Raw genomic sequence first — 11,031 nt, 5'->3', positions numbered from 1 at the left:
CCATGCGCATGACGGAAATCAGTTTTAGCGGGGCGACGCCGATTGATGGCTATGGGCCGGGATTCTTTCGGGTTGCCGGACAGGTTATGGAGGGCGCGATCCTTGTCACACCGACTGGGGCGCGCACCTGGGGCGGTTATGAAGACACCGCGGCACTGATGGCGCTTGCGACGGAGGTCGATGTGGTCTTTATCGGCACTGGCGCAGAGATATCGCATATTCCCAAAGGGTTGAGAGATGATCTTGAGGCGGTGGGGTTGGGTGTTGAGACCATGAATTCGCCCGCTGCTTGCCGGACCTATAACGTGCTTTTGTCCGAAGGGCGCCGGGTGGCCGTTGCGTTGCAACCGGTGTGACGATCCGCGCGCTGATGGTGCTTTTCCAAGGTCTCGCATTGGGTTAAGCACAGCGCATGATGATGCAAGTCTCTGATCTGACCATCGCGCGTGGCGGGATACCCGTGCTGGAAGGGGTGCGTTTCACGCTATCCCCCGGTCAGGCGCTTGTGGTGCGCGGGCCGAATGGCATCGGCAAGACCACGCTCTTGCGGACGATCGCGGGCTTGCAGCCGCCGGTTTCAGGCCGGATCGACGTGCCCCCCGAAAGCCTTGTCTATGCCGGGCATGCCGATGGGATCAAGGCCACTCTGACGGTTACAGAGAACCTGAAGTTTTGGGCGGAAGCCTTTGGTCGCAAAGACTATTCCCAGGCTATTGAGGCCTTCAGGCTGACCGCGCTCTCGGCCCGGCTGGCGGGGGCGCTATCGGCTGGCCAGAAGCGGCGCTTGGGGTTGGCGCGGCTTTTGGTGACAGGGCGGGCGATCTGGGTGCTGGATGAGCCGACCGTGTCATTGGATACTGAGGCGGTGGCGATGTTTGCCCATGCCGTGCGCGGGCATCTGGCGACGGGGGGCATGGCGCTTATGGCGACGCATATCGACATTGGGTTGAGTGAGGCGCAGGTGCTTGATGTCGGAAAATACAAAGCCAAGCCGTTGATGGATAATGATTTTGACGGGGCATTTCTGTGATCGCTCTCCTGTTACGTGATATTCGGCTGGCGATGCGTGCCGGTGGTGGCTTTGGTCTGGGGTTGTCATTTTTCCTGATTGTCGTGGTTCTGGTGCCCTTTGGGGTGGGGCCGCAAAGCGCGCTGCTGACGGTGATTGCCCCCGGTATCCTGTGGCTGGGTGCGTTGCTGGCGTGTTTGCTGTCGCTGGATCGCATTCTGGCGCTGGATTGGGAGGATGGCAGTCTTGACCTTCTGGCCACCTCGCCCTTGCCGATGGAGGGGATTGTGAGCGTCAAGGCGCTGGCGCATTGGCTAACCACGGGCCTGCCTTTGGTGGCGGCGGCACCGGTGCTGGGGCTGCTGCTCAATCTCTCAGAGTCGGGCTATAAGTGGTTGATAGTATCACTTTTATTGGGAACACCTGCGCTTAGCGTCATTGGCACTTTTGGGGCGGCGCTGACGGTCGGGCTTAAGCGTGGGGGGCTATTGCTGAGCCTGCTTGTGCTGCCGCTTTATGTACCTACATTGATTTTCGGCGCAGAGGTGGCGCGACGTGGCGCAGAGGGGTTTGACGTGACCACGCCGCTGTTGATGTTGGCGGGGATTACCTGCGGCACCATCGCACTTTTGCCTTTCGCCTCGGCTGCGGTATTGAGGGTGAACCTACGTTGATGACACAGGACATGCGATGAACCTGAACGCACTCTGGGAATATGCCAATCCCAAGAAATTCATCCAGACCACCGACCGGTTCTTGCCGTGGTTCGCGGGGCTGGCGGCGGTGACGTTGGTGGGGGGGCTGATCTGGGGCTTTTTCTTTACGCCCGAGGACTACCGCCAAGGATCGACGGTGAAAATCATTTATTTACATGTGCCTAGCGCGCTGATGGCGATCAATGCCTGGCTGATGATGCTGATCACATCGCTCATTTGGATCGTGCGGCGGCATCATGTGAGCGCGCTGGCGGCACGGGCAGCGGCACCTGTGGGAATGGTGATGACCGTGATCGCACTGGTGACTGGGGCCATCTGGGGACAACCGATGTGGGGCACCTGGTGGGCCTGGGACCCGAGGCTAACCAGCTTTCTTATCCTTTTTCTGTTTTATCTCGGATACATAGCCCTGTGGGAAGCCATCGAGAATGACGATACGGCAGCGGATCTGACCAGCATTTTATGCCTTGTCGGATCGGTCTTCGCGTTGCTCAGCCGCTATGCGGTAAATTTCTGGAACCAAGGCTTGCATCAGGGTGCCTCGCTCAGCCTCGATAAGGAAGAGAATGTGGCGGATGTATTCTGGTATCCGCTGCTGGTCTGCATGGCGGGATTTGTGTTTCTTTTCATAGCTTTGGTTTTGATGCGCACGCGCACCGAGATCCGCGCGCGGCGGATGCGGGCGCTTTTGGCGCGCGAGAGGATGGGGGCATGATGCCGGATCTGGGGAAATATGCGGAGGCGGTTTTATCGTCTTACGCGGTGACGATTGCGCTTATCGCGGTTTTGATCGTGCTCAGCGTTCGGCGGTCTAATCGTGTGAAGAAAGAGCTACAAGAAGTTGAAATTAAGGTGAAATCCAATGGCTAAGCTTTCTCCGATGATGGTCTTGCCGCTGGTTATCTTTGCCGGGTTTGCCGGGCTGGCCTTTGTTGGGTTGCAACGGGATAACCCCAATGAGCTGCCTTCGGCACTGGCTGGTAAGCCGGCGCCGGTGGTGGCAGTGACACCGCTTGGCGATGGAAAAACATTTGATGACAGTGACTTGCGCGATGGAACTGTGACGCTTGTAAACTATTGGGCGAGCTGGTGTGCGCCCTGTCGCGTGGAGCATCCCAATCTGGAGAAGCTGGCCAAGGATGGCATCACGATCTATGGGGTGAATTACAAAGATAAGGCTGATAACGCCTTGAATTTCCTGAAAGAACTTGGAAACCCCTATGCCGCGATGGGCGCGGATGCGACGGGGCGGATGGCGCTTGACTGGGGGGTTTACGGCGTGCCTGAAACCTATGTGATTGATGGCAAAGGCAATATCGTGCTGCGCTTTGCCGGGCCGATCACCGAGCGGGTGATGCAGAGCACGATCCTTCCTGCGATCGAGGCCGCGCGCTAGGCGCTATTGGCCCCGGGGCGCGCGACCTTACATTTTGTAAGGTTTGTAAGCTGATTTTGTAAGGTCTGGCTGCGCGCGTCATTTCGGGGCTGCGCAATCCTGCGTGGTCGCGTGCTGCGGGCAGGTGGGCTTTGCTGGGTTGTCGCCATAGGCACCGTAAACGGCGAGCAAGCTGATCAGCCCGGCCTGGGCGAGGATGAGTGCGGTGGTGCGCATGATTTACCCTTTCTCAATCTTCTGCCCTCAAGATTGGCGCTTGGCGATCACGAAAAAAGGGGAATCACCGCAGAATGACAGCAGGAGCAGCGCATCGGCGGCGAATGGCCGGAAATTGGGCAAGGGTGGCGGAACCCTGCGCAAGATACGAAAAAGGCGGCCCGGATGAGGGGCCGCCCTGTTGATGAAGCCGCGGGGTTTGTCAGGCCGCGGATTTGGCGAGGTTGCGCAGCACGTAATGCAGCACGCCGCCGTGTTCGATATATTCGATCTCGATCGCGGTATCGATCCGGCATTTGAGCGTGATCACCTTGGTCGTGCCATCGGCATAGGTGATGGTGCAGGGCACCTCGGCCAGTGGTTTGATCGTATCAAGACCCGAGATGGCCACGGTTTCTGCGCCGGTGAGGCCCAGCGTCTTGCGCGTGTCGTCGCCTGTGAACTCGAACGGGATCACGCCCATTCCGACGAGGTTGGAGCGGTGGATACGCTCAAAACTCTCGGCGATCACCGCCTTGACGCCCAGAAGCGCCGTGCCCTTGGCCGCCCAGTCGCGCGAAGAGCCCGCGCCATATTGCTCGCCGCCAAAGATCACAAGCGGCGTGCCCGCGTCCTGATAGGCCATGGAGGCGTCAAAGATCGAGGTCTGCGCGCCGTCCGGTCCCTGGGTATAGCCGCCCTCAACCCCATCGAGCATCTCGTTGCGGATGCGGATATTGGCGAAGGTGCCGCGCATCATCACCTCGTGGTTGCCGCGCCGCGAGCCGTAGGAGTTGAACTCGCGCACGGGCACCTGACGCTCTGTCAGGTATTTGCCAGCGGGCGTGGTTTCCTTGAAGGAGCCTGCGGGAGAGATGTGATCGGTTGTGACCATATCCCCCAGGAGCGCCAGAACGCGCGCGCCGGAGATGTTGGAGATGGTGCCCGGTTCCTTGGCCATGCCTTTGAAATAGGGCGGGTTTTGCACATAGGTCGATTGCGCGGGCCAATCATAGGTCTCGCCTTCGGAGGTTTCGACCGATTGCCACATCTCGTCGCCTTTGAAGACATCGGCATATTTCGACAAGAACGCCTCGCGCGTTACTGTGCGCTCGACCAGTTCGGCAATCTCTTTTTGGCTGGGCCAGATGTCCTTGAGGTAGACCGGGTTGCCATCCTTGTCGGTGCCCAAGGGCTCGGTTGTGAGGTCGATATTCATATCACCCGCGATGGCATAGGCCACGACGAGCGGCGGGGAGGCGAGGTAATTGGCGCGCACATCGGGGGAAATGCGCCCCTCGAAGTTGCGGTTGCCCGAAAGGACGGAGGTGGCCATCAAGTCGCCCTCGGCGATGGCCTCGGAGATTTCCTTTTGCAGTGGGCCCGAGTTGCCGATGCAGGTGGTGCAGCCATAGCCCACGAGGTTGAAGCCCACGGCATCGAGATCCTCTTGCAGCCCTGCGGCCTCGAGATAGGCGGAGACCACCTGCGAGCCGGGGGCGAGCGAGGTTTTGACCCATGGCTTGCGGTTGAGGCCAAGCGCGCGCGCCTTGCGGGCGACAAGGCCCGCGCCGATCATCACGTAAGGGTTGGAGGTATTGGTGCAGGAGGTGATCGAGGCGATCACGACCGAGCCATCCCGGATGCTATAGTCTTCGCCCTTGACCTTGACCGATTTGCGCGGGTCGGCGGCGACAGCGGTGGCCGGTCCCTCAGCGGCCATGTCGGCGGCGGCGGGGCTGGCATCCTTGCCGCGGTATTGCGACACGACGTCAAGGAAGGAGGTGGCGGATTTGTCGAGGGTGACGTAATCCTGCGGGCGTTTCGGGCCCGAGATGGCGGGCACGATGGTGCCCATGTCGAGATGCAGCGTGTCGGTATAGACCGGTGCGTAATCGGAGCCGCGCCAGAAGCCGTTTTGCTTGGCATAGGCCTCGACCAATTGCACGCGGGCCTCATCGCGGCCGGTGTTGCGCAGGTAGCGAAGCGTCTCGTCGTCAATCGGGAAGAAGCCGCAGGTGGCACCGTATTCGGGGGCCATATTGGCGATGGTGGCGCGATCCGCCAGCGGCAGGTGATCGAGACCGGCACCGTAGAATTCGACGAATTTGCCGACCACGCCTTTTTTGCGGAGGAGTTCCACGACTTTGAGCACGAGATCAGTGCCGGTCGTGCCCTCGACCATTCGGCCTGTGAGTTCAAAACCCACGACTTCGGGGATGAGCATGGAAATCGGTTGACCGAGCATCGCGGCCTCGGCCTCGATCCCGCCGACGCCCCAGCCCAGCACGGCCATGCCGTTGACCATGGTGGTGTGGCTGTCGGTGCCTACCAGCGTATCGGGATAGGCCACAGTCTCGCCGTTCTGGTCGGTGTCGGTCCAGACGGTTTGGGCGAGGTATTCGAGGTTGACCTGGTGGCAGATGCCAGTGCCCGGCGGCACGACACGGAAATTGTTAAAGGCGCCCTGGCCCCATTTCAGGAACTGGTAGCGCTCCATGTTGCGCTCATATTCGCGGTCCACGTTCATCTGGAAGGCGCGGGGATTGCCGAATTCGTCGATCATCACCGAGTGGTCGATGACGAGATCGACGGGATTGAGCGGGTTGATCTGTTGGGCGTCGCCGCCCAAGGCCACGATCCCGTCGCGCATGGCGGCAAGATCCACCACCGCCGGAACGCCGGTGAAATCCTGCATCAACACGCGCGCCGGGCGGTAGGCCAGTTCGCGGTTGGCGGTGCCGCCATTGGCCGCCCATTCTGAAAAGGCGCGAATATCGTCAAGCGAGACGGTTTTGCCATCCTCGAAGCGCAGCATGTTTTCCAGCACCACCTTGAGGGCAGCGGGAAGGCGCGAGAAATCGCCAAGACCGGCCTCTTCGGCGGCGGCGATCGAGTAATAGGCGACCGACTGGTCGCCGATGGTGAGGGTCTTGCGGGTCTTGGCGCTGTCTTGTCCGACGCTGATGGGCATGGGCCGTCCTTTCATGGTCGAGGCTGGATCACTTGCTTTTGCTTCTGACCGATTTGAAACGTCCGATCAAGAGGGGCGCGAGAATATTTGTATACTATTGCACACAATTGATCAATATTTCAGGAAATCACTTTGGACTCTCGAAACCTTGATTGGTTATTGCGATCCACGAGGCCTAGGTTCCATTGGGCGCGGATGTGGTATGATCCGCGGGCAAACAAGCACACCGAGTGGGAAGACACGATATGCGACACGTGGCGGCGAGCGTATTGGGGGGGATTTTATCCCTGTGGGCGGTGCAGGCAAGTGCCGGTGACCATCCTGTTGTGGTAGAGCTTTTCACGTCGCAGGGCTGTTCCTCTTGCCCGCCTGCGGATGCCTATTTTCTTGACCTTGTGACGCGCGATGATGTGATCGCTCTGTCGCTGCATGTCGATTACTGGGATTACATCGGCTGGGAGGACAGTTTTGGCAGTCCTCATAACAGCAACCGGCAGCGTGGGTATGCGCAGGCGAGCGGCCGCACGATGGTGTATACGCCGCAAATGATCATCAACGGGGCGGATCACGTGGTGGGCACGCGGTTCGGGGATGTTGAGGCCCTGATCGCGCAGCACCGCGCGCGGGAGCAAAGCGGCATCGCCGTCGAGGTGGTGCGGGACGCAGGCAAGGTGCGGATCAAGGCGCGGGCCGAGCCTGCGCGCAGGACGCCATTGATGGTGCAACTGGTGCGTTATGTTCCCGAGCAAACGGTGAAGATTGCCCGTGGCGAGAATGCTGGCAAGACCATCACCTATGCCAATATCGTCACGGATATAACGCAGGTTGCGGTCTGGGACAGTCGCAAGCCGCTTGATCTGGATGTGGCTTTGGCGCGCGAGGATAAGGCGATTGTGCTGTTGCAATATGTCGATTTCGGCACGATCGAGGCCGTGGCCTATTTGCACTGAGGGCACTGTTTTTCAAGCAGGCCAGTGATTTCGCGTATTTTTGGAAGGATGACAGCCGCGGGCGGGCGTGACGCGCGCAGGCTTAGCCGCCTGTATGGCTCATGTGGCGCGAGACGCGGCCATCGACGGTCTGGCGCGAGTAGTCGAAATCGTGGCCTTTGGGTTTGCGCGTGATGGCGGCGCGAATGGCGTCTTCGAGCATAGCGTCATGGCCGGGGTTGTTGCGCAGGGGGGCGCGCAGGTCTGCCATATCCTCTTGGCCGAGGCACATGTAGAGCTCGCCGGTGCAGGTGAGGCGCACGCGGTTGCAGCTTTCGCAGAAGTTATGGGTGAGCGGCGTGATGAAGCCGATTCTCTGGCCTGTTTCCTCGAGTCGCACGTAGCGGGCGGGGCCGCCGCTGCGCTCGGTCAATTCGGTGAGGGTGAAGCGGTCGCGCAGGCGGGCGCGCAGATCGGAGAGTTTCCAATACTGGCCCAAGCGGTCCTCGTTGCCGATATCGCCCATTGGCATGACCTCGATAAAGGTGAGGTCCATGTCGCGCGATGCGCACCATTCGGTAAGGGTAAACAACTCGTCTTCGTTGAACCCTTTGAGGGCCACAGTGTTGATCTTGACGCGCAGCCCGGCGTTTTGGGCGGCGTCGATGCCTTTGATCACCTGCGCCAAGCGGCCCCAACGGGTGATATCGGCGAATTTCTGATCATCGAGCGTATCGAGCGAGATGTTCACCCGGCGCACGCCGGCCGCATAGAGATCGGCGGCGAAGCGTTCCATCTGGCTGCCGTTGGTGGTGAGGGTCAGTTCCTTGAGGGTGCCGTCCTCTAAATGCCGGGTCATGGCGTCGAAAAACGTCATGATGCCTTTGCGCACCAGCGGTTCGCCGCCGGTAATGCGCAGTTTTTCGACGCCCATGCGGATGAAGGTCGAACAGAGGCGGTCGAGTTCCTCGAGCGTGAGCAATTCGCGCTTGGGCAGGAAGGTCATGTTTTCGGACATGCAATAGACGCAGCGGAAATCGCAGCGGTCTGTCACGGAGACACGCAGGTAAGAGATGGCGCGCTGGAACGGGTCTATCAGAGGTGCTGTCATGGCGTAAATCTAGGCGGGGGGGCGCGGCGGGGCAAGGGACAAGTTGGCCGTTGAAGGGGCAAGTTTCGGGGGGTAGGGTGGACAAATGAGATATTTGATCATGATCTTGGGTGTTGTGGGCGTGGCGGGCTGTGCGCAGGTGGAGCGGGTGTTCGCGCCGCGCGCAGAGCCCGCGCCCGAGGTGGTGGCACCGATGACACCGGACGATTTGGACGTGACAACGCCCGCCGAGCGCAAGGCGGCGCGCGTCGAGGCTGCCACGGCACGGGCCGGGGCGCTGGGACCCACTGTGGCGTCGCTTGGATCACCGGCTGAGCCGGGGCTTTGGCTGAAGACGCCGCTTGTGGATGCGCCCGCGCGGGGGCGGGTGGATTATGCCGTGACCGGGCAGTCGGTGGCGGTCGACCTTATTCCGCTCGACGCGGTGCCGGGGTCGGGCAGCCGATTGTCGCTGGCGGGGTTTCGGGCCGTTGGAGCACCCCTGACGGCGTTGCCGGAACTGCAGGTTTACCGGCTGGCAGACTAGGGCTGCGCGTCTTTTCCTTTGTGTTTCGGGCAGGGGCGCTCTATCCGCTGGCGAGAGGCGGCAAGAGGGCAGGGCATGCGCACGGTGGTTTTCGATCTGGATGGGACGCTGGCGGATACCAGCGGCGATTTGCTGGCGGCGGCAAATGCCTGTTTTCGCGATATGGGCGCGGGCGATCTTTTGCGGGCGGACACCGATTCGGGCGTTGCGCTGCGCGGCGGGCGGGCGATGCTGCGGCTGGGGATGGAGCGGCTGGGCCGCGCCGAGGATGAGGCCACGATTGACCGGTATTACCCGGTGCTGCTGGAGGCCTATGCCGAGGCGATTGATGTGCATACGGTGCTATATCCCGGCGCGATGGAGGCTGTGGCGCAGTTGAGCGAAGACGGCTACCGCGTGGCCATTTGCACGAACAAGCCGGAACGTCTGGCGCGAATTCTGTTGGAGCGGTTGGGCGTGCTTGGAGCGTTTCAGGCGTTGACCGGGGCGGATACGCTGGCGGTGCGCAAGCCCGATCCGGAACATCTGCGCGAGACCGTGCGGCGGGCGGGCGGTGATCCGGTTCGTGCGCTGATGGTGGGCGATACGGTGACGGATCACGATACGGCGCGGGCGGCGGGCGTGCCGTCGGTGCTTGTGGGGTTTGGCCCCGGTGGGGGCACGGTGGCGGCCTTGAAGCCTGAGGCGGTGATCGGGCATTATGACGAATTGCCGGGCGTGGTGCGGCGTCTTATCGGCTGAGCCGCAGGGCGGTTTCGGGTTTTCTGAAGGAAGGGGGGGCTGGCCTGCAAAACCATTGACGCAAGGCCAGACGCGCCCCAAAACAAGAGCATGACAGAGAGATTCACAGGCAATTTCACGCAACAGGAGCCGATCCCCGAAGAGGGGATCGCGGCGGCGCTCGATGTGCTGCGCTCGGGCCGGTTGCATCGGTATAACCTCGTGGGCGAGGAGGCGGGGGCGGTGGCCTCTCTCGAGCGGGAATTCGCGGAGTATACGGGGGCGCGCTATGCGCTGGCGGTGACGTCAGGCGGCTATGCGATGGCCACGGCGCTGCGGGCCTTGGGTGTGGGGCCGGGGGATAAGGTGCTGACCAATGCCTTTACGCTTGCGCCTGTGCCCGGTTCGATTGCCAGCGTGGGGGCGGTGCCGGTGTTCGTGGGTGTCACCGAGGCGTTGACGATTGATCTGGAGGATCTGGCGGCCAAGGTGGATCAGGCAAAGGTCCTGATGCTGAGCCATATGCGCGGGCATCTGGCGGATATGGATGCGCTGATGGCGATTTGTGACGCTGCCGGGGTGACGGTGGTCGAGGATTGCGCGCATACGATGGGGGCGGCGTGGCGCGGTATCCCTTCGGGGCGTTGGGGCAAGATCGGATGCTATTCCACCCAGACCTACAAGCATATGAATTCCGGCGAGGGCGGGTTTCTGATCACCGATGACGAGATGGTGATGGCGCGGGCGGTGATGCTGTCGGGGTCTTACATGCTCTATGGGCGGCATGGCACGGTGCCGCCGGCAGAGGTGTTCGAGCAGGTCAAATATGACACGCCCAATGTGTCGGGGCGGATGGATCATCTGCGCGCGGCCATTTTGCGGCCGCAGTTGCGGGCGCTGGATGCGCAATGTGAAAAATGGAACGCGCGGTACCGCGTTGTCGAGGAGGGATTGCGCGGCACGCCGGGGTTGACGGTGGTCGAGCGCGCCGAGGCAGAGCGCTATGTGGGATCGTCCATTCAGTTCCTGTTGCTGGACTGGGACGGGAGCCGGATTGCGGATGTGTTGAAGCGGTGTCTGGCGCGCGGGGTCGAGCTTAAGTGGTTTGGCGGGGCGGAGCCGGTGGGCTTTACCAGCCGCTATGACAGTTGGCGCTATGCGCCGTCATCGCCGATGCCTGCGAGCGACCGGATCTTGCGCGGGATTGTCGATATGCGGCTGCCGCTGACCTTTAGCCTAGAGGATTGCGCGCAGATTGCGCGGATCATCCGGGCAGAGGTGGGCGCGGTGTATCAGGCGCAGGGCGTTTAGGGGGCGTTGCCTGCGCATTGACGGGCCGCGGTGCGGCGATCCAACGGCAGTTTCGAGGCGCTTTATCGTGCCGAATCCGTAAAACACCACCGCATAGTGCATGTTGCGGCCAAATCGCCGTGCCGGGGGGCGGCCCGGCGATGC

The 11,031-nt window shown here is 61.4% G+C and carries 13 protein-coding genes; 10 read left to right on the top strand and 3 right to left on the bottom strand.

Features of this window, described 5'->3' with window-relative positions; translation table 11 throughout:
- Positions 1 to 2 precede the first annotated feature (2 nt).
- The 6 genes from GC127_RS20810 to GC127_RS20785 are packed head-to-tail and all read left to right on the top strand — an operon-like array spanning position 3 to position 3,121.
- Positions 3 to 356, top strand: coding sequence for an Mth938-like domain-containing protein (locus GC127_RS20810; protein WP_008282537.1), 354 nt, complete (start codon positions 3 to 5; stop codon positions 354 to 356).
- A 56-nt stretch (positions 357 to 412) separates the two neighbouring features.
- Positions 413 to 1,030, top strand: a complete 618-nt coding sequence (gene ccmA, locus GC127_RS20805) for a heme ABC exporter ATP-binding protein CcmA (protein ID WP_151979484.1) — start codon at positions 413 to 415, stop codon at positions 1,028 to 1,030.
- A complete protein-coding gene (ccmB, locus tag GC127_RS20800) occupies positions 1,027 to 1,683 on the top strand; it encodes a heme exporter protein CcmB (RefSeq protein ID WP_008282535.1) in 657 nt (218 codons plus the stop codon). Before ccmA ends, ccmB begins: the two co-directional genes overlap by 4 nt.
- Before the next feature lie 16 nt (positions 1,684 to 1,699).
- The gene (locus GC127_RS20795) at positions 1,700 to 2,440 is read left to right on the top strand and encodes a heme ABC transporter permease (protein ID WP_151979483.1); all 741 of its coding nucleotides are present in this window, start codon (positions 1,700 to 1,702) and stop codon (positions 2,438 to 2,440) included.
- Positions 2,437 to 2,595 carry a heme exporter protein CcmD gene (ccmD, locus tag GC127_RS20790; RefSeq protein ID WP_151979482.1) on the top strand — a complete coding sequence of 53 codons (159 nt, stop codon included), beginning with the start codon at positions 2,437 to 2,439 and terminating at the stop codon, positions 2,593 to 2,595. The genes GC127_RS20795 and ccmD overlap by 4 nt, the downstream gene beginning before the upstream one ends.
- Entirely contained in the window at positions 2,588 to 3,121 is a 534-nt protein-coding gene (locus GC127_RS20785; protein WP_081506522.1) for a DsbE family thiol:disulfide interchange protein, read from the top strand. Before ccmD ends, GC127_RS20785 begins: the two co-directional genes overlap by 8 nt.
- A 78-nt stretch (positions 3,122 to 3,199) precedes the next feature.
- Here the strand turns inward: GC127_RS20785 and GC127_RS22925 are convergent, their stop codons facing one another.
- Positions 3,200 to 3,337 (bottom strand): hypothetical protein, encoded by a 138-nt coding sequence (locus tag GC127_RS22925; RefSeq protein WP_008282531.1) that lies wholly within the window; start codon positions 3,335 to 3,337, stop codon positions 3,200 to 3,202.
- 202 nt (positions 3,338 to 3,539) lie between these two features.
- Positions 3,540 to 6,290: an aconitate hydratase AcnA gene (gene acnA / locus GC127_RS20780; protein WP_037298535.1), complete on the bottom strand. Its 2,751-nt coding sequence runs from the start codon at positions 6,288 to 6,290 to the stop codon at positions 3,540 to 3,542.
- Between the two features lie 245 nt (positions 6,291 to 6,535).
- Here acnA and GC127_RS20775 point away from each other — a divergent pair, with 245 nt between their 5' ends.
- Positions 6,536 to 7,240, top strand: a complete 705-nt coding sequence (locus tag GC127_RS20775; protein WP_199861296.1) for a thioredoxin family protein — start codon at positions 6,536 to 6,538, stop codon at positions 7,238 to 7,240.
- 82 nt (positions 7,241 to 7,322) lie between these two features.
- Here GC127_RS20775 and moaA read toward each other — a convergent pair whose 3' ends face one another.
- Positions 7,323 to 8,330 (bottom strand): GTP 3',8-cyclase MoaA, encoded by a 1,008-nt coding sequence (gene moaA / locus GC127_RS20770; protein ID WP_151979481.1) that lies wholly within the window; start codon positions 8,328 to 8,330, stop codon positions 7,323 to 7,325.
- A gap of 85 nt (positions 8,331 to 8,415) precedes the next feature.
- Between moaA and GC127_RS20765 the strand changes: the two genes are divergently transcribed.
- The 3 genes from GC127_RS20765 to GC127_RS20755 all read left to right on the top strand — a co-directional run bounded on the left by GC127_RS20765 (position 8,416) and on the right by GC127_RS20755 (position 10,887).
- On the top strand, positions 8,416 to 8,856 hold the full coding sequence (locus GC127_RS20765) for a hypothetical protein (protein ID WP_151979480.1): 441 nt from the start codon (positions 8,416 to 8,418) through the stop codon (positions 8,854 to 8,856).
- A gap of 75 nt (positions 8,857 to 8,931) precedes the next feature.
- Positions 8,932 to 9,597, top strand: coding sequence for an HAD-IA family hydrolase (locus GC127_RS20760; RefSeq protein WP_081506518.1), 666 nt, complete (start codon positions 8,932 to 8,934; stop codon positions 9,595 to 9,597).
- A 90-nt stretch (positions 9,598 to 9,687) separates the two neighbouring features.
- Positions 9,688 to 10,887: a DegT/DnrJ/EryC1/StrS aminotransferase family protein gene (locus GC127_RS20755; protein WP_151979479.1), complete on the top strand. Its 1,200-nt coding sequence runs from the start codon at positions 9,688 to 9,690 to the stop codon at positions 10,885 to 10,887.
- Positions 10,888 to 11,031: the final 144 nt, after the last annotated feature.

It is taken from the genome of Roseovarius sp. EC-HK134 (genome assembly GCF_902498815.1).
Lineage (GTDB): Bacteria > Pseudomonadota > Alphaproteobacteria > Rhodobacterales > Rhodobacteraceae > Roseovarius > Roseovarius mucosus_A.
This window is presented reverse-complemented; position numbering and strand designations above follow the sequence as displayed.

Excerpts from the sequence above, each read along its gene's own strand:
- GC127_RS20810 (WP_008282537.1), top strand. The coding sequence starts at position 3 with ATGCGCATGACGGAAATCAGTTTTAGCGGGGCGACGCCGATTGATGGC.
- ccmA (WP_151979484.1), top strand. The coding sequence starts at position 413 with ATGATGATGCAAGTCTCTGATCTGACCATCGCGCGTGGCGGGATACCC.
- GC127_RS20795 (WP_151979483.1), top strand. The coding sequence starts at position 1,700 with ATGAACCTGAACGCACTCTGGGAATATGCCAATCCCAAGAAATTCATC.
- ccmD (WP_151979482.1), top strand. The coding sequence starts at position 2,437 with ATGATGCCGGATCTGGGGAAATATGCGGAGGCGGTTTTATCGTCTTAC.
- GC127_RS20785 (WP_081506522.1), top strand. The coding sequence starts at position 2,588 with ATGGCTAAGCTTTCTCCGATGATGGTCTTGCCGCTGGTTATCTTTGCC.
- GC127_RS22925 (WP_008282531.1), bottom strand. The coding sequence starts at position 3,337 with ATGCGCACCACCGCACTCATCCTCGCCCAGGCCGGGCTGATCAGCTTG.
- acnA (WP_037298535.1), bottom strand. The coding sequence starts at position 6,290 with ATGCCCATCAGCGTCGGACAAGACAGCGCCAAGACCCGCAAGACCCTC.
- GC127_RS20775 (WP_199861296.1), top strand. The coding sequence starts at position 6,536 with ATGCGACACGTGGCGGCGAGCGTATTGGGGGGGATTTTATCCCTGTGG.
- moaA (WP_151979481.1), bottom strand. The coding sequence starts at position 8,330 with ATGACAGCACCTCTGATAGACCCGTTCCAGCGCGCCATCTCTTACCTG.
- GC127_RS20765 (WP_151979480.1), top strand. The coding sequence starts at position 8,416 with ATGAGATATTTGATCATGATCTTGGGTGTTGTGGGCGTGGCGGGCTGT.
- GC127_RS20760 (WP_081506518.1), top strand. The coding sequence starts at position 8,932 with ATGCGCACGGTGGTTTTCGATCTGGATGGGACGCTGGCGGATACCAGC.
- GC127_RS20755 (WP_151979479.1), top strand. The coding sequence starts at position 9,688 with ATGACAGAGAGATTCACAGGCAATTTCACGCAACAGGAGCCGATCCCC.